This is a genomic window from Phenylobacterium sp. (genome assembly GCF_036677185.1).
In the GTDB taxonomy this organism is placed as follows: Bacteria; Pseudomonadota; Alphaproteobacteria; order Caulobacterales; family Caulobacteraceae; genus Phenylobacterium.
In genome coordinates this window covers 357460-373606 of record NZ_JAKFEN010000012.1, presented here as the reverse complement: position 1 = coordinate 373606, position 16147 = coordinate 357460, and the positions used below count along the sequence as shown (strand labels likewise).

Below are 16147 nucleotides of genomic sequence, written 5' to 3'. Positions count from 1 at the left end.
AATTTTCCCGATCGCCCGCCGGCGGCTTGTCTGACGTTTGGGAAATCCCGGATGGTGGCGCCGCGCAATCGGAGACGCCCATGACCGCCGCTCCCTTCCTCGGCCCCGACGTCCGCGACTTGGGGGCGGCCTATATCGACCCCTCCGCGCGCATCTTCGGCGAGGTGGAGATCGCCGCCGAGGCGTCGATCTGGTGCAATGTAGTGGTCCGGGCCGAAAGCCAGCGGGTGGTCATCGGGCCGCGGGTCAATGTCCAGGACTTCGTGATGATCCATGTGGGCGCCGGCACGCCGACGCTCATTGGGCCCAATTGCTCGATCACCCACCATGTCACCCTGCACGGCTGCGATATCGGGGCCGATTGCCTGATCGGGATCGGGGCGACGATCATGGACGGCTGCGTGGTGGGCGCGGGCTCCATCGTCGCCGGCGGCGCCTTCCTGAAGGAGGGAACGGTGATCCCGCCCCGCTCCATCGTCATGGGCTCACCCGGCGTCGTGACCAAGACCCGCGACAACGCCGTGGCCAACCGGATGAACGCCTTCCTCTACTGGCGCAACGCTCAGGCCTATGCCGAGGGCGACTACCGGCTGTGGTCGAAGCAGAGCTTCCGCGCCGAGATGGCCGCCGAGCAAGCCCGGCTCATGGCCGCCGCCGCGTGAACCGCAGGGCGGTCAGGGTGTCGGAGAAGGCCACCACCTTGTTGTCCACCAACCCGGCCGCCTTGGCCGCGGCCATCACTTGGACGTCCCTGAGCGTCGCGGACTTGCCCTTGCGCGAGACAACCCAGATGGCCCCCTTCTCGGCCAGGGCCGGGACGAGGTCGCCGATGCGGGCCAGTTCCTCGGCGCTGTCGGCGGCGTAGAACAGGATGTCGAGGGCGGTGAGATCGCGCACCGTCTCGGCGCCGCGCCCGGCCAGCTCCCCGGCGAGGGCGTCGTCGGCCACGCCGAGGATGGCGGTTCGCATGCCGGGCTTCACCCCCAGCTTGTCCAGCCGTCCCTTGGGATTGACGATCGCCTCGGCCCAGCTTGCCGCGGCCTTTTCGCCGAGCGCGAACCGTGATCCATCGGCCAGGATCAAGTCGCCGGCTTCGGCGCGGGCGCCCTTGAGATCGTCGCCCTGGTAGACGCGGCGCTGGGCGCCGCGGAACAGCAGCTTCGGCGGCTCGTACTGCAGCCGACCTTGGTCAGGCCCGTCCGGAAATCTCGCCTCGACCTGTGCGTCCTTGCCCATGAATCCCACCTCCCGCCGCCTCGCATCCTAGTCGTCGCCGGCGTGGGGGCGCCAGGGGTCCGGGGGAGCGGGCCGTGAGACCGGCGGGGAGACCGGTCGATCGACGAGCGCGAGGCGGCGGGGCCTTCACGCTCTAAGGACGAACGGGACCCCGCCTTTGCGACATCGCGACCGGATTTTTCGAGCCTTACGCCGCCTTGCCGAGGCTGAGCCCTTCGTAGCGAGCCAGGTGATGGTCGGTGGAGCCGAAGGCGCCCTCGATCATGGTGGCGCGCTTGAAGTAGTGGCCAATGGCCATCTCGTCGGTCATGCCCATGCCGCCGTGCAGCTGGATGGCGTTCTGGCCGACGAACTTGCAAGCCTTGCCGATCTGCACCTTGGCCGCCGAGACGCCCTTGGCGCGTTCGACGTCTGTGTCGGCCAGCTTGATATTGGCCATGTAGGTCATCGAGATCGACTGCTCGAGCTGGATGAACATGTCGACCATCCGATGCTGCAGCACCTGGAACTGGCTGATCGGCTGGCCGAACTGCTTGCGCTGCTTGGTGTATTCCAGCGTGCCCTCGTGCAGACGGCGCAGGACGCCGCAGGCCTCCGCGCAGGTGGCGACGATGGCTTCGTCGATCACTTTCTCCACCAGGGGCAGGCCGCCGCCTTCCGAGCCGATCAGGGCCTCGGCCGGCAGGGCGACGTTCTCGAAGGTGACTTCCGAGGCGCGGAAGCCGTCGACGGTGGGGTAGTCGCGGGTCGTGACGCCCTTGGCCGACTTGTCGACCAGGAACACCGAGACGCCCTGGGCGTCGCGCTGGCCGCCGCCGGTGCGGGCGGTGACGATCAGGTGGCTGGCCCAGGGGGCGCCGATCACCACGGCCTTGGCGCCGTTGAGCGTCCAGCCCGCGCCGTCCTTCTTGGCGGTGGTCTTCAGGTCCTGCCAGCTATAGCGGGCCTGCGGCTCGGCCGCGGCGAAGGCGATGGTGGTCGTGCCCGCGATGATCTGGGCGATGATGTCGGCCGCGCCGGAATGGCCGGAGTGCTTCAGGAAGCCGCCGCCGATCACCACGGTGCCGAGATAGGGCTCGACCACCAGGGTTTTGCCGAACTCTTCCATGACGACCATGTTGTCGGTCGAGCCGCCGCCCAGGCCGCCCAGCTCTTCCGAGAACGGCGCGCCCAGGATGCCGAGTTCCTCGGCGAAGGCCTTCCAGACGGCGGGCCTCCAGCCAGCTTCGGTCTTCAGCGCGTCGCGGCGCTGTTCGAAGCTGTAATGGTCGGCCAGATAGCTCGCGACGGTGTCGCGCAGCATCGACTGTTCTTCGGTGAAGCTGAAATCCATCTGGTTTCCCCGTGACGTTTCCCGCCCCGGCTGCTGGGCCGGAGCGGGCTTGAGACTATTATCAGGAACTGGTTTTAGAGGCCCAGGACCATCTTGGCGATGATGTTACGCTGGATCTCGTTGGACCCGCCGTAGATCGAGGTCTTGCGGCCGTTGAAGTAGTCGCCGGCCAGGCCGTCGGCGTAGCCGGGGCCGATATTGGCGTTGTGGCCGAGGTCGCGCAGATAGGGCGCGCCGTAGTGGCCCACGGCCTCCAGGGCCAGCTCATGCAGGCGCTGCTGGATCTCGGTGCCCTTGATCTTGAGGATCGAGCTTTCCAGGCCGGGGCCCTTGCCGCTCTGCTCGCCGGCCAGGGTGCGCAGCTCGGTGAACTCCAGCGCCGTCAGGTCGATCTCGAGCTCGGCCACCTTGCGCTTGAAGAACGGGTCCTGCAGCAGCGGGCCGCCGGTGTCCGACAGCTCGGTGGAGGCGATCTCGCGCACCCGCTCCAGGCCGCGCTTGGAACGCGCCACGCCGGCGATGCCCGAACGCTCGTGGGCCAGCAGCGCCTTGGCGCAGGTCCAGCCCTGGTTCTCGTGGAAGATGCGGTTCTCGACGGGGACCTTCACATTGTCGAGGAAGACGTCGTTGACCTCGTGGCCGCCCTCCAACGTCGTGATCCTGCGGACCTCGATGCCGGGCGACGTCATGTCGATCAGCAGGAAGGAGATGCCGGCCTGCGGCTTGGAATTGGGGTCGGTGCGGACCAGGAAGAAGCCCCAGTCGGCGTGCTGGCCGAGCGTCGTCCACGTCTTTTGGCCGTTGACCAGGTAGTATTCCTTGCCGTCGTCGCCGGTGATGCGCTCGGCCTTGGTCTTGAGGCTGGCCAGGTCGGAGCCGGCGCCCGGCTCGGAATAGCCCTGGCACCACCACACCTTGCCGTCGCGGATGCCCGGCAGGAACTTCTCTTTCTGCTCCTGGGTGCCGAAGGTGTAGATCACCGGCGCCAGCATGGCGACGCCGAACGGCAGGATGCCGATGGTGTCGGCGCGGGCCTGTTCCTCGGACCAGATATATTTCTGCGTCGGGGTCCACTCGGTGCCGCCGAACTCCTTGGGCCAGGACGGCGCCGACCAGCCCTTGGAAGCCAGGATGCGGTGCCAGGAGAGGAAGTCCTCCTTGCCCAGGTCCTCGCCGCGCGCCTGCTTCTCGCGCAGGGCCTTGGGATAGTTCTCGGCGATGAAGGCGCGGGCCTCCTCACGGAAGGCGGCGTCTTCGGGCGAAAAGTCGAGGTCCATGGTGCGGCTCCCTGGCGCGAGCATTTACAGTGTAATTCGTTGGCGCGACCATACGCGCGCCGCGCGACGATGTGAAGATGACGCTTACGTCAGCGTCAGCCGAAAGGTCTCAGCCTGGCATTTTGAACTTCAACGGGACGACGATCTTACCGTTACGGATGCGCCGATCCTGCGGCGGAACGCGGTAGGTCTTGACCAGGCGAAGCGCGAAATCGCCGACCCCGACGCCGCGCGGCTGTTCGGAAAGCAGCACGCAGCCGGTCAGCCGTCCATCCATCTCCACGCGGCATTCGACGCTCGCCCGGCCCTGGCGGCCCGCGGGCGGCTCGGCGGCCATGGCCCCCAGGACGCCCATCACCATCAGCAGCATCATATCGTCCTCACAGTCGCTCTATCCGGCGAACCTTCAGCGTGCGCCAGCCGTTGGAGCGATTGCGCCGGCGTTGCGACGCGTGCTTCCCTGACCGGCCCATGCCCCGCATCCTCACCTACAACGTCCATCGCTGCGTTGGGACCGATCGTCGGCTTGATGTGGGACGGGTGGCCGAGGTCATCGCCCGGCTGCAGCCCGACATCGTCGCGTTGCAGGAGCTGGACGTCGGCCGTGCGCGGACCGGCGGGGTCGATCAAGCTCACGAGATCGCCCAGCGGCTGAAGATGTCCTTTCACTTCCACCCTGCCTTGCGGGTGGAGGAGGAACTCTATGGCGACGCGATCCTGACGGCCTATCCCGAACGGCTGATCCAGACTGGCCCCCTGCCCGGCCACCCCGCGATCCGTCAGCTCGAGCCGCGCGGCGCTCTGTGGCTGGCGGTGGAGATCGAGGGGCGCGAGGTCCATATCTTCAACACGCATCTGGGCCTGGTGCCCAAGGAACAACAGATCCAGGCCGCCTGGCTGGCCGGTCACGGATGGCTGGGGCATCCAGCGCGCCAGGGCCCCACCATCCTGCTGGGCGATTTCAACGCCACCGCCACCTCAGTGGTCTACCGCACCCTCCACGCCAAGCTGGAGGCGGCGCGGCGGCTGGCGCCGAACAAGGCGCCAACCTCGACCTTCCCCTCGGCCCTACCGGTCCTGCGGATCGACCACATCTTCGTCAGCCCGGAGATCCGCGTCGAGAGCGTCACCGCCCCCTTCGACCCCCTGACCCGGGTCGCCTCCGACCACCTGCCCCTGGTGATGGATTTCAGCCTCGCCTGAGGCGTCGCTCCGCGCGGATGGTCGAATAGAGCCGGTCCCGGCGGCGGTTGGCGCGCCAGCTGTCGCTGACGCTGGCCGGATCGCCCAGGTGATAGGTGGCGATCAGCTCGCCCAAGGCCGACTGCTTCGTCGGCAGGATAGGCGTGAGCCGGCCTTCGCGGTTCAAGGCCTCGACGGCTCCGATCAGGCCGCCGCGCTCGACGCGGGCCTTGGCCACGGCGTCGCCCGTATGGCCCAGGAAATGGCCGACCAGCCGGTCGCGGAAGGCGGTCACCGCCATCCGGTCGTGTTCGGTCGAGACCTCGATGCCCAGTTCCGCCTCCGTGTCGAAGCCGCCCGAGCGGTTGTTGAGATTGGCCGAGCCGATCCGGGCCAGGGTGTCGTCCACGACGGTGACCTTGGAGTGGACGATGATCTTGGTCCCGGCCCGTGTGGTCGGATACCAGGCCCGGAACCGCCCGAAGATGTCGGCCGCCTGCAGGCGCCACAGGATGTTGGAGCGCGCTCGGTCCATGGTGAGTTGGTCGAACCAGCTCGGGCTCTGGCCGGTGGAGATCAGCACCACCTCCGGCCCGTCGACGTCGCCCAGCCGGGCGGCGATAGCCTCGGCGATCGCCGGGGCGGTGAAGTACTGGTTCTCCAAATAGACGGTGGTCTTGGCCGCGAGGATCGATTCCAGGGTCAGGCGGCGGATCTCCTCCACCACCGGCCGGCCCTGCCAGGGCGGTTCGGTGCGGGCGATGGCGATGTCGACCTCGCGCAGGTGGGCCGGGATATGGCTGGGCCAGGGATCGGTCCCCGCCGGCCCCGGCGGTCGCGGCAGGACCTCGCCGGTGGCGCGCCGCCAGCGTTCGCGCGCCAGGTCGCCGAAGGCCATGGCGGCCTCACCGTCGACCATGGCCATCACCTCATGGCGCGGCGCATGGTGTTCCTGGTCGGGCATGATCCGCCGCGGGTCGAGGTCCAGGTGGCCCGGGGTGTCCCATCGGTCGATGCTGATGTCGCCGCCGCCGCAGAAGGCCAGTTCGTCGTCCACCACCAGCACCTTTTGGTGGTGGCAGGCGCCGAAGGGCACCTGGTCGTCCAGCACGAACTTCACGCCCGTCCCATGGAACCACTTGCGAGCCTTGTGGGGGAAGAACTCCTGGCTGATGGCGATGGGCAGGGCCGACTTCCAGATCAGCAGGCGGATGTCGAGCTCCGGCCGAGCCCCGGCCAACTCCACCAAGATGCGGCCCACCTCGTCGGGGTCGTCAGGCCCGTCATAGCCGTCGGGAAACAACCGGGCCCGGGGATCGAAGCCCCAACCCACCAACAGGACCGAGCGCTTGGCCTTGCGCAGGGCCTCGTAAACGGCGGTGAAATAGGCCTCGGTGTCGATCAGGAAAGCCGCCCGCCCGGCCCGAGCCGTGCGCCAGCAGGTCTCGCCGGGTCTCAAGATGGTCATGGCCGGCGCGGGGCCCTCGCAACTGCTTACGCTCGTCAGAAAGCGTACAGCCAAGGTGGGTTCCGGCGGCGCGGAAGGCCAGCGGAGAGTCGCCGGCGAGAAAAAAGAGCGCCCGGCGGGCCGGGCGCCCAAATCTGCTTGGAAAAAAGGAGCGCCCGGCGGGCCGGGCGCCCAAATCTGCTTGGAAAAAAGGAGCGCCCGGCGGGCCGGGCGCTCAGGCGCGTCGACAGGACTGGGCCGGGGGGCGTCAGCCCTTGTAGACCTGGCAGGGTCCGGTGAGTTCGGCGGTGAGGCGCGCCTTGCGCTCGGCGTTGGTGGTCTTGGCTTCACGTTTGGCCTTGTCGAGCTCGGCCTGGCCGCGATCGGCCACAAAGGTCGAGCGGGTGCGCTTTTCGGCCTTCAGGAAGGCGTCCAGGGCCGCGGTGTCGACGGCGGCCAGTTCAGCGGCGGCTAGGCCCCGGCAGCGGTTGGCTCGCAGATATTCCACATCGCTGACGGCGGCGCTGGCGGTCCCGGCGGCGGTCAGCACGCAAACAGCGGCAAAGGCGGTGGCGATCAATCGCATGGCGGTACTCCCTGAAATTTACACAGGAATCCTGGCCTCCGCCGCCGATCGGCTCAAATGAATTTCTGGACAGACTCAGTATTGTTCGGTTAAATATAAGTAATGATACACCATTGTTACTTAGGTAACACAATCCGGTTGCAACTATAGAACTTAGACGCAATCATTTAGGTATGGCTCCCGACATCAAGCTCGACGCCGCCGCGGTCAACGCCCTGTTGCGGCGTGCCTTCCCCCAGGGGTCGGCCCTGCTGTTTCCGACCATCACCGAGGTAGAGCCCGGCCGCGTGCATACGGTTGCGCCCTATCACGAGGGGATGCTGCGCCCCGGCGGGGTGATTTCGGGGCCCAGCCTGATGAGCCTAGCCGACACCGCGGCCTACGCCCTGGTGCTCTGCCACGTGGGCGAGGAACTGATGGCCGTGACGAGTTCGCTAGTGATGAACTTCCTGCGCGGCGCCAAGCCCGGGGAGATCCACGCCGAGGGCCTGCTGCTGCGGCTGGGGCGGCGCAACGCCGTCTGCGACATCCGGCTCTGGACCGAGAGCCCCGAGCGGCTGGCGGCCCAGGCCACGGTGACCTACTCTATCCCGTGACATGACCGACCTACCGCTCCGCCCCCCCGCCCCCATCAAGACGCCCTGCATCAAGGTCTGCGTCGTCGATGGCGAAAGCGGCCTTTGCATGGGCTGCTACCGCAAACTCTCCGAGGTGGCCGGCTGGACCAAGCTCACCGAAGACGAGCGGGCGAGCATCATGGACGAACTTCCGTCCCGCCGCGACCGCATCCGGCCCGAGAAGCTGGCCATGTTCGGCTGAGGCCGCGCCGGGCGCCGTTAGGAACTCGGCAAGATTCGATTCACGGCTTGCAAACCCCGCCTGCCTACTCTTCGCGCCTGGCCGAGAACGGCCCTGGACTGGCCGGAGAACGGGTGTCGAGATGATCAGACTGGCGGTGCTGGCGCTGATAGGCGCGGTCTCAGCCGTGGGCGCGGCCCAGGGCGTGGCCAGGTTCGAGCAGAAACACGCCGTGCCCGAGCTGCGCGCCGCCCTGGCCATCGCGCCCTCCACCGCCGTCGAGGGCCAGGCCGCCTCCATCGCCAAGGGCCCAGACGGCCACTATTGGGCCGAGGCCGACGTCAATGGTTCCCGGGTGCGCTTCCTGGTCGACACCGGCGCCAGCGCCGTGGCCCTGACCACCCAGGACGCCAAGCGCCTGGGCATCGATCCGTCCAAACTGGACTACGCCTACAAGGTGATCACCGCCTCGGGTCAGACCCGCGCCGCGGCCGTCAAGCTGGGCAGCATCTCGATCGCCGGAGCCCAGGTCTCCAACGTCGACGCCCTGGTCATCGAGGAGGGCCTCGAGACCTCCCTGCTGGGCATGAGCTATCTAGGCCGCCTCTCCCGCTTCGAGGCCACCAAGACAGCGCTCATCCTGCGCCCCTGACCGGGCTTGGGACACCGCCGCCAGCGCGGCGTCGATCACCTCCAGCCCCGCCCCGGACTTCACGCCTTCCACGGTGAGGATTCGCCGCCAGGTGCGCGCGCCGGGCAGGCCGTGGAACAGGCCCAGCATATGCCGGGTCATGGCCGCCAGATGGGTCCCCTTGGCCAGCTCGCCCGCCACATAGCCGCGATAGAGCTCGACGGCCTGGACGGCGTCCACGTCCTCACCGACCCCGAACACGCGACGGTCCACCTGACCCAGGATGCCTGGGGTGTGATAGGCCGCGCGGCCCAGCATCACCCCGTCCATCACCTGCAGCTGGTCTAGGGCCTCGTCCAGCGAGCCGATCCCGCCATTGATGGATATGGTCAACTCCGGCCGCTCGCGCTTCAGCCGGTGGACCAGGGCGTAGTCCAGCGGCGGCACATCGCGGTTCTCCTTGGGTGACAGGCCCTTCAGCAAGGCCTTGCGCGCGTGGACGATGAAGTTGGTCACGCCCGCCTTGGCGCAGAGGTCGACCAACTCGAACAGGCTCTCTTCCGGCTCCTGATCGTCGACCCCGATGCGGCACTTCACCGTGACCGGAACCTTCACCGCCCCGCCCATGGCGGCCATGCATTCGGCCACCAGTCCCGGCTCGCGCATCAGGCAGGCGCCGAACCGGCCGCTCTGCACCCGGTCGGACGGGCAGCCGACATTGAGGTTGATCTCGTCATAGCCCTCGGCCTCGCCGATCCGCGCGGCGGCGACCAGGTCGGCCGGATCGGACCCGCCGAGTTGCAGGGCCACCGGATGCTCCACGGCGTCATAGGCCAGCAGCCGCGCACGATCCCCATGTAGGATCGCCCCGGTGGTCAGCATTTCCGTATAGAGTAACGCGCGGCCCGACAGGGTCCGGTGCAGGACCCGGCAATGCCGGTCCGTCCAGTCCATCATGGGTGCAATGGACAATCTATGTGCTTGAAATTGCTGCAATTTTCTTGTAGTCTCAAAGAGTTAGATCGCGGCGTGTACACTCGATTTTGCGACGCGATACGACGTTTTACGCCACCGTTCGACACCTCACTGTACACATAGAGGACACGAAATTGGCCGCGTTCGTGAGGCTTCCGTCCGGCTCCTGGCGCGCCGTCGTCCGGCGCAAGCGCCGGTATATAAGCGAGACCTTCAAGCGCAAAGAAGACGCGCGGACCTGGGCGATCGAGGCCGAGCGCCAGATCGACCAGGGCGTCGCCCCCACGCCCACGCGGGTGAAAGGGATGAAGACCTTTGGCCAGCTGATCGACCTGCACATCGCCGACATGAAGGAGGTCGGCAGGGCGCCCGGCCGTTCCAAGTGCGCCACGCTGGCGATGCTCAAGCGTGAGCTTGGCGCGCGGCCGGTCGTCGACCTGGATCGCGAACGCCTGATCAAGTTCGGGCGGGATCGTGCCGCCCAGGGGGCCGGCCCCGTGACGGTGAGCATGGATCTCGGCGCCATCAGGCTGGTGATCTCCCATGCAGCGGCGGTCCACGGGCTCCGAGTGAGCATGGAGCAGGTCGACTTGGCCCGCATTGCGCTGAAGCGCCTGGGACTGGTCGGCAAGAGCAACGAACGCGACCGTCGCCCCACGGAGGAGGAACTACAGAAGCTCTTCAAGCACTTCGACGGCCTCAGGCGCCCGTGCATCCCCATGAGCCGCGTCATGCGCTTCGCCATCGCAACGGCGATGCGCCAGGAAGAGATCTTCCGAGTGACCTGGGACGACTACAATCCCCGCACCAAGATGCTGCTGATCCGGGACCGCAAGGACCCGAGGGAGAAGAAGGGCAACCACCAGCGCATCCCGCTGCTCGACATCTCCGGCTACAACGCCGTCGAACTGATCGAGGAGCAGCGCGCGGTGCGCAGCAACGAAGATGACCGGATCTTCCCGCATAACCACAAGTCTGCGGGAACCGCGTTCACCCGGGCCTGCAGCATTCTCGGGATCGTTGACCTGCACTTCCATGACCTGCGGCACGAAGGCACCAGCCGCCTCTTCGAAGCCCGTCTGGAGATTCCGCAGGCCGCGCTCGTGACCGGCCACAAGGACTGGAAGATGTTGCGCCGCTACACGCACCTGAAGCCGGAGTCGCTGCACGACCTGATTGCCGAGCGGAGGCCGCCCCCGGAAAAGCCGGAGGACGACGACTAGCGGACGGGCTTTGGCCTGGGCTTGATCTGCTCGGCCCGATCCGCGGTATCGAGCAACTGCCACGCCAGCTCGCGCATCGCCGCCGGGGAGGCGTGCAGGAAAGCCCGCTTGCTGTGCGGCCGAGCGGCGTCGGGCGCTTGCGTGGTCAGCCGCACACAAACCTCGACCTGACCCAGGATGACAGGGCGGACGTCGAACTCGAGTTCACGCTGGCCAAGGACATTGTCCGAAGACTTCAGGGTGATGCCGCCAGCGGCCTGCAGCGGACGCTCCGGTCTCGCGCCGATTGCATAGGTTTCGTGGCTGCTGATCTCCTGGCGCTGCATGCGCTGCTCCAGCACCCAGCCCAGGGCATCGGATTCTCGTTCGCTCATGAGCGCATTATAGCGCGCAAGATGGCGGGGTGGCGAACCCTTCCGGGCGGAACGCCTGACCCGACGCGTTAGGCACAACCCGCCTGCTAGTGTTCCAAGCCTGACAGGAGGCGTTGTATGGTTGTCTCGTGGAACACGTCGCCTCTCCCTCGCTCTCCGCCCTTCGATGAAGATCGTGATCACCGCCTTCGACGGCTGCATGGCTTCCGCCGTGCACGGGATCCTCGACACCATGGCGATCGCCCGCCAGCTTGCCGAGGTGACCTCGGGCGGCGGCTTCCTCGACCATGCCGTGTCGGTCGCCACCGCTGATGGACGCCCGGCGGTTGGCTATGGTGGGTTACGGATCGACGCCGCGCTTTCCCATGCGGAGGCCGCCGGGGCCGACGTGCTCATCGTGCCGCCGATCATGGCCGACATCGAGACGACGCTCGCCGTCCAGCTACCGCTGGTCGGATTCCTGGCGTCGCATGCCCCGAGCGCCCGGTTGGTGGGATCGGCATGCACAGGGGCCTTCCTGCTTGCCGAGGCCGGGCTCCTCACCAACCGGACGATCACGACCAACCCGGCGTTCGCCGCCCTGTTCAGGGCTCGCTATCCCACGGTGCAGTTGGCCCTGGAGGAGAAGATCGTGGCCGGCCAGCAGCTGGTCCTGGCCGGTTCGACGACGGCTTATCTCGACCTGGCGGTGCACCTCGTGGCCCGGCTCGGCTCGCCCGAGTTGGCCTTGGCCACGGCCCGCGCGCTTTCCATCGATCTGAACCCCGGCTCACAGCGCCTCTACCAGGTCTTCGTAGCCCCGCGAGACCACGGGGACGAACGCGTCCATGCTGTCCAGAACCGCATCGAACACGACCATGCAAAGACGCTTTCGGCCGCGGCGCTGGGGCGCGAGTGCGGATTGAGCCTGCGCAGCCTCACGCGGCGCTTCAGGGCGGCAACGGGCATGTCGCCCGCCGAGTACCACCGCCGAGTCAGAATCGAGACCGCCAAGCGCATGCTGGAGGCCGGCAACCAATCTCTGGAACAGATCGCGATCTCCGTAGGCTTCTCCGAAAGCCAAGCCTTTCAAAGGGCGTTCCGGATCATCGCGGGCTGCACCCCGGGCGCCTACCGCAGCCGGTTCGGCCTCGGCGCCGCACAGCGCTTCGCCTAAGCGCAAGCCGTGGTGATCTCGGTCCGCCTGGCCCGTTCGATCACAACATTGGCCGTTCCGGCCCTCGCCGAGCTTCATCAGCGAAGGTCAGGGCGTCGCAATTATCCCTGAGAGCTTCGCGCGCATGAGACGTGCCGACGTGAGGTTCGTGCGCATCGACGAGCCGACCGCGGAGGTCGCCTTGGCCGCCCTGTACCGGCGCGACCGGGACAATCCGGCGCCTGCTGGCGATTGCCCGGAACTGGCTGCGGGTCAACCAGGCGAAGCCGGCGTCGTCTTCCGCCCCCGGGTGAAGGCGCGATCCGTCGGCATGAACCGGACGAGCATCGGCACCACGAGCCGGTTCGGCTCGACGGGCTGGCCGGTCTCGCGCGCCAGCGCCTCGGCGTAGGCCACCAGCATCCGTGGGTGTCGGCGGGCAAATCGATGGCTATGCGGACCGGCTTGTCGTCAAGGACGACGGAGAGTTTGAGCTTGCCCATGTCTCAGTTCCGGATGGGCTCGAGGACCAGGTCCCGGGTCAGGAGGACGTGCACCGGAAAACCCGGCCGAGCAGCTCGGTGCGATAGCCGTTCCCAATCCAGCATGCTCGATCTCCTTACTGACGGCCGGCGGTCACGCCGCCGTCGACGGGCAGCACCGTGCCGGTGATCCACGACGCCTGGTCCGAGGCCAGGAACAGCATAGCCTCGGCCACGTCGCCGGCCTGGCCGTTGCGACCCAGAGGGTGAAACGCGTCGAAGCTCGGCAGCACTTCCTTGACCTGCTCGTCGGAGAGGAAGGTGTTGTAGACTGGCGTCTCCACCACGGCCGGGGCCACGGCGTTGATGCGGATCTTCAGCGGCGCCAGCTCGATGGCAAGGTTGCGGACCATGGCGTGGACGCCGGCGTTGGCCGCCGAATAGGCCGCCGACGGGGTCGCGCCGATCGCCTGGATCGCCCACATCGAGCCGGTCTGCACGATAGCGCCGCCGTCCGTCATAGCCTTGGCGGCGGCCTGGGCAGTGAAGAACTTCCCCTTAAGGATCGTGTCCAGATACCAGTCGTAGTCGCCCTCGGTCAGCTCCAGGAAGGGCTTGGGATTAAAGACGCCAGCGTTGTTAAAGAGCACGTCCAGCCGGCCAAAGCGCGAGACGGCGGCCTCGACCAGAGCCGCGCCTGTGGCCGGATTGGCGATGTCGCCGGCGTTGATGGCGACGCACTCACCGGTGGGATCGATCTCTCGGGCGGCGGCTTCCAACTTGGCCAAGTCACGGCCGTTGATCGCGACACGGCCGCCCTGGGCCACGAAACGGACGGCGGTTTCCTTACCGATGCCCGAGCCTCCGCCGGTGATCGCGGCGACCTTACCTTCAAAGCGCATGGATTTTCTTTCTCTGTTCGAGACGTGCGACAGCGTGCGCCGCGGCTCCTCATGGGCTCGCGACCGGGCTCTCGATCCGGTGGTGATGTTGGCGATGGAGCTTGCGAGCCTGAGCACCAGGCCTTGGTGTTCCTTGGGTCTCGTCAGCTTCGAGACAGATAATCGGCCCAGATGGTCGCGCCGACAAACGGGAAGTTCTTGTCGATCACTGAAGGAAAACTTTAGCGGCCGGCCGCTGCGTCCGCTTCAGAGAAGAGCCAGTCCCGGAACGACGTCAACTTGGGAAGGCCGGCGCACTCTGGGCGATGGACCACGTAATAGGCCAGGGCCGACGGCACGGTGATGTCGGGAAAAAGCCGCACCACGCGTCCGGCCGCCAGATCGTCACGGGCCATGATGCTGCGCGCCAAGGCCACGCCGTGGCCATCAATGGCTGCCTGCAGCACCGCCGCCGAATTGTTGATCCGCAACCCCCGGGCAGTCGGTACTTCCGGAGCGCCGGCGTTCTGGAGCCAGGCTTCCCAGGTCATGAAGCCGGCGGCCGGGTCGACCGAGAGATCGTGGATCAAGGTCTGGCCGGCAAGGTCGCCGACGGACTGGAAAGCACCGTTGGGCGCGGCCAGGACCGGCGAGCAGACCGGGTAGACCTCTTCGTCCATCAGCTTTTCGGCGAACAGCCCCGGCCAGGCGCCACGACCGTACCGCACCCCGATGTCGATGCCCTGCGCGGCGAAGTCGAGGAGCTTCAGATTGGTGTCGAGCCGCACGTCGACATCGGGCCAGGCCGCCTGGAAGCGGTCGAGACGCGGCAGCAGCCATTTGGCCGCGAAGGCCGGGCTCACAGTGACGGTCAGCACGGCGTTGGAACTGACCTCCCGCATCCGCGCCAAGCCCAGGCTTAGGCCGTCGAAGCCAGCCCGAATATCGGGAAGAGCGCGCTCGGCCGCCTCCGTCAGCACCAGCCGAACCCTTCCTGTAGAGCCCCGATGAAAAAGCGGTGCGTCCAACCAGTCTTCGAGCGTGCGGACCAGTTGCCCCACGGCCGCCGGGGTCACGTTCAGTTCGGACGCGGCCAAAGAAAAGCTTCTGTGGCGCGCGCTGGCCTCGAAGGCTCGGAGGGCGTTGAGGTGAACTGGCGATCGCATTTCGACTTAGATGTGCTGAGACCAGTCTCAGTGAACCGACATAGCTCCAGATGGCCGTTTTTCGGCGCGCTGCCAATGGCGACTTTCCACCCCGTCCGGAACTTGATGACGTCCGCTAACTGGACCTTGCCGCCGCGGTGCTCACCGGATGGGTACATGATAGCCGCGCCCGGTGGATGACCGCAGCCGAGGTCGAGCACATGGTCGCCATCGCGGATGTCCAAGGCCGCGATGGCCCGCAGGTTCTCGGTCCAAGTCTCGCGCGCCATGATGAAGGCGATCAACGGGTATGTCGCCCGCCGAGTACCAGTCGGGTCAGGATCGAGACCGCCAAGTGCATGCTGGAGGCCGGCAACCAATCTCTGGAACAGATCGCGATCTCCGTAGGCTTCTCCGAAAGCCAAGCCTTTCAAAGGGCGTTCCGGATCATCGCGGGCTGCACCCTGGGAGCCTACCGCAGCCGGTTCGGCGTCGGCGCCGCGCAGCGCTTCGCCTAGGCGCAAGCCGTGGTGATCTGGGTCCGCTTGGCCCGTTCGATCACAACATTGGCCGTTCCGGCCCTCGCCGAGCTTCATCAGCGAAGGTCTCCTTGCGCGACAGCGGAGACTTCGAAGTGCCTGACCCCACAGTGATTGTAGACCGACGCGGCCCGGTCCTCGTTATGACCTTGAACCGTCCTCAAGCCCGCAACGCGCTCAATCTGGACGCCCTGAGGCGTCTGGCGGAGGCCTACACGGAGCTTACCGAGGACGGCGGCCTGCGATGCGGGGTCGTCAGAGCCGAGGGCTCGACCTTCTGCGCGGGGTTGGACCTTGCCGACGTCATTCCCGAGGCGATCCGCAGCGGGTCGGGAAGCTATCTCGAGGCTGGTCAGCGCGATCCGTTCCGGATGTATGCCGAGGGCTGCGAGAAGCCCATCATCGTCGCCGTTCACGGACGCTGCTTCACCGCCGGGCTCGAGCTGGTGCTCGCGGCCGACATCTGCATCGCGGCGGCCGGCTCGGAATTCGGCCAGCAGGAAACGACGCGCGGCATCATGCCGATGGGCGGCGCGACCTTCCGGCTCCCGCGAGCGATCGGCTGGGCGCCGGCGATGAACTGCATGCTTGCCGGCGGCAGGTTTTCCGCCGAACAGGCCGCCGCCTGGGGCCTGGTGACCGAGCTATGTCCGGCGGAAAGCCTGGATGAGGTCGCCTTTGCAGTCGCCGAGAGAGTTGCGTCCTGCGCGCCCCTCGCCGTGCAGGCGGCGCTCAGGAACGCCAGACTGGGCGAGAGCCAGGGGCTGCCGGCCGCTATCGAAGACGTCAGGGTAGAGGCTCGCCGGATTTGCCTGACCGACGACGCGCGGGAGGGGATGGCGTCGCTGCTGGAAAAGCGCGTCGCAGACTTCCTCGGCCGCTGAACCACCACCGACCAAGCCT

The 16147-nt window shown here is 67.1% G+C and carries 20 protein-coding genes; 9 read left to right on the top strand and 11 right to left on the bottom strand.

The window, feature by feature from the left end:
• The first annotated feature begins 80 nt into the window (after nucleotides 1-80).
• Complete coding sequence (locus V6M51_RS03305; protein WP_332764606.1) at nucleotides 81-662, top strand: gamma carbonic anhydrase family protein; 582 nt, start codon at nucleotides 81-83, stop codon at nucleotides 660-662.
• On the opposite strand, the gene V6M51_RS03300 is transcribed toward V6M51_RS03305, so the two are convergent.
• From V6M51_RS03300 to V6M51_RS03285, 4 genes are all read right to left on the bottom strand, one after another.
• Nucleotides 643-1236: a DUF3052 family protein gene (locus tag V6M51_RS03300; RefSeq protein WP_332764604.1), complete on the bottom strand. Its 594-nt coding sequence runs from the start codon at nucleotides 1234-1236 to the stop codon at nucleotides 643-645. The two genes, V6M51_RS03305 and V6M51_RS03300, sit on opposite strands and share 20 nt — an antisense overlap.
• Before the next feature lie 187 nt (nucleotides 1237-1423).
• Nucleotides 1424-2569 (bottom strand): acyl-CoA dehydrogenase family protein, encoded by a 1146-nt coding sequence (locus V6M51_RS03295; RefSeq protein WP_332764602.1) that lies wholly within the window; start codon nucleotides 2567-2569, stop codon nucleotides 1424-1426.
• A gap of 74 nt (nucleotides 2570-2643) precedes the next feature.
• Nucleotides 2644-3846 (bottom strand): acyl-CoA dehydrogenase family protein, encoded by a 1203-nt coding sequence (locus tag V6M51_RS03290; protein WP_332764600.1) that lies wholly within the window; start codon nucleotides 3844-3846, stop codon nucleotides 2644-2646.
• A gap of 109 nt (nucleotides 3847-3955) precedes the next feature.
• Nucleotides 3956-4219 carry a hypothetical protein gene (locus tag V6M51_RS03285; protein WP_332764598.1) on the bottom strand — a complete coding sequence of 88 codons (264 nt, stop codon included), beginning with the start codon at nucleotides 4217-4219 and terminating at the stop codon, nucleotides 3956-3958.
• A gap of 98 nt (nucleotides 4220-4317) precedes the next feature.
• On the opposite strand from V6M51_RS03285, the gene V6M51_RS03280 reads away from it, so the two are divergent.
• On the top strand, nucleotides 4318-5049 hold the full coding sequence (locus V6M51_RS03280; RefSeq protein ID WP_332764596.1) for an endonuclease/exonuclease/phosphatase family protein: 732 nt from the start codon (nucleotides 4318-4320) through the stop codon (nucleotides 5047-5049).
• On the opposite strand, the gene V6M51_RS03275 is transcribed toward V6M51_RS03280, so the two are convergent.
• Nucleotides 5036-6496, bottom strand: a complete 1461-nt coding sequence (locus tag V6M51_RS03275) for a phospholipase D-like domain-containing protein (RefSeq protein ID WP_332764594.1) — start codon at nucleotides 6494-6496, stop codon at nucleotides 5036-5038. The genes V6M51_RS03280 and V6M51_RS03275 overlap by 14 nt on opposite strands.
• A 247-nt stretch (nucleotides 6497-6743) precedes the next feature.
• Nucleotides 6744-7061: a hypothetical protein gene (locus tag V6M51_RS03270; protein WP_332764592.1), complete on the bottom strand. Its 318-nt coding sequence runs from the start codon at nucleotides 7059-7061 to the stop codon at nucleotides 6744-6746.
• Between the two features lie 173 nt (nucleotides 7062-7234).
• Between V6M51_RS03270 and V6M51_RS03265 the strand changes: the two genes are divergently transcribed.
• The 3 genes from V6M51_RS03265 (at nucleotide 7235) to V6M51_RS03255 (ending at nucleotide 8511) form a co-directional block, all read left to right on the top strand.
• Nucleotides 7235-7657: a PaaI family thioesterase gene (locus V6M51_RS03265; protein WP_332764591.1), complete on the top strand. Its 423-nt coding sequence runs from the start codon at nucleotides 7235-7237 to the stop codon at nucleotides 7655-7657.
• Nucleotide 7658: 1 nt separating this feature from the next.
• The gene (locus tag V6M51_RS03260; protein ID WP_332764589.1) at nucleotides 7659-7880 is read left to right on the top strand and encodes a DUF1289 domain-containing protein; all 222 of its coding nucleotides are present in this window, start codon (nucleotides 7659-7661) and stop codon (nucleotides 7878-7880) included.
• A gap of 121 nt (nucleotides 7881-8001) precedes the next feature.
• Entirely contained in the window at nucleotides 8002-8511 is a 510-nt protein-coding gene (locus V6M51_RS03255) for a TIGR02281 family clan AA aspartic protease (protein WP_332764587.1), read from the top strand.
• Here V6M51_RS03255 and dusA read toward each other — a convergent pair.
• Complete coding sequence (gene dusA, locus V6M51_RS03250; RefSeq protein WP_332764585.1) at nucleotides 8455-9486, bottom strand: tRNA dihydrouridine(20/20a) synthase DusA; 1032 nt, start codon at nucleotides 9484-9486, stop codon at nucleotides 8455-8457. The genes V6M51_RS03255 and dusA overlap by 57 nt on opposite strands.
• 113 nt (nucleotides 9487-9599) lie before the next feature.
• Here dusA and V6M51_RS03245 point away from each other — a divergent pair, with 113 nt between their 5' ends.
• Nucleotides 9600-10688 carry an integrase gene (locus V6M51_RS03245; protein WP_332764584.1) on the top strand — a complete coding sequence of 363 codons (1089 nt, stop codon included), beginning with the start codon at nucleotides 9600-9602 and terminating at the stop codon, nucleotides 10686-10688.
• Here V6M51_RS03245 and V6M51_RS03240 read toward each other — a convergent pair.
• Complete coding sequence (locus V6M51_RS03240; protein WP_332764583.1) at nucleotides 10685-11062, bottom strand: hypothetical protein; 378 nt, start codon at nucleotides 11060-11062, stop codon at nucleotides 10685-10687. The two genes, V6M51_RS03245 and V6M51_RS03240, sit on opposite strands and share 4 nt — an antisense overlap.
• A gap of 166 nt (nucleotides 11063-11228) precedes the next feature.
• Between V6M51_RS03240 and V6M51_RS03235 the strand changes: the two genes are divergently transcribed.
• Nucleotides 11229-12218, top strand: coding sequence for a GlxA family transcriptional regulator (locus V6M51_RS03235; RefSeq protein WP_332764581.1), 990 nt, complete (start codon nucleotides 11229-11231; stop codon nucleotides 12216-12218).
• A gap of 252 nt (nucleotides 12219-12470) precedes the next feature.
• Here the strand turns inward: V6M51_RS03235 and V6M51_RS03230 are convergent, their stop codons facing one another.
• The 3 genes from V6M51_RS03230 to gcvA form a co-directional block, all read right to left on the bottom strand.
• Complete coding sequence (locus V6M51_RS03230; RefSeq protein ID WP_332764579.1) at nucleotides 12471-12620, bottom strand: DUF2274 domain-containing protein; 150 nt, start codon at nucleotides 12618-12620, stop codon at nucleotides 12471-12473.
• 196 nt (nucleotides 12621-12816) lie between these two features.
• Complete coding sequence (locus V6M51_RS03225) at nucleotides 12817-13581, bottom strand: SDR family NAD(P)-dependent oxidoreductase (RefSeq protein WP_332764578.1); 765 nt, start codon at nucleotides 13579-13581, stop codon at nucleotides 12817-12819.
• Between the two features lie 221 nt (nucleotides 13582-13802).
• Complete coding sequence (gene gcvA, locus V6M51_RS03220; protein WP_332764577.1) at nucleotides 13803-14726, bottom strand: transcriptional regulator GcvA; 924 nt, start codon at nucleotides 14724-14726, stop codon at nucleotides 13803-13805.
• Nucleotides 14727-14902: 176 nt separating this feature from the next.
• Here gcvA and V6M51_RS03215 point away from each other — a divergent pair, with 176 nt between their 5' ends.
• Together V6M51_RS03215 and V6M51_RS03210 are read left to right on the top strand one after the other, a co-directional pair.
• Nucleotides 14903-15223 (top strand): helix-turn-helix domain-containing protein, encoded by a 321-nt coding sequence (locus V6M51_RS03215; protein ID WP_332764576.1) that lies wholly within the window; start codon nucleotides 14903-14905, stop codon nucleotides 15221-15223.
• Nucleotides 15224-15315: 92 nt separating this feature from the next.
• Complete coding sequence (locus V6M51_RS03210; protein WP_332764575.1) at nucleotides 15316-16128, top strand: crotonase/enoyl-CoA hydratase family protein; 813 nt, start codon at nucleotides 15316-15318, stop codon at nucleotides 16126-16128.
• The last annotated feature ends 19 nt before the right edge of the window (nucleotides 16129-16147 follow it).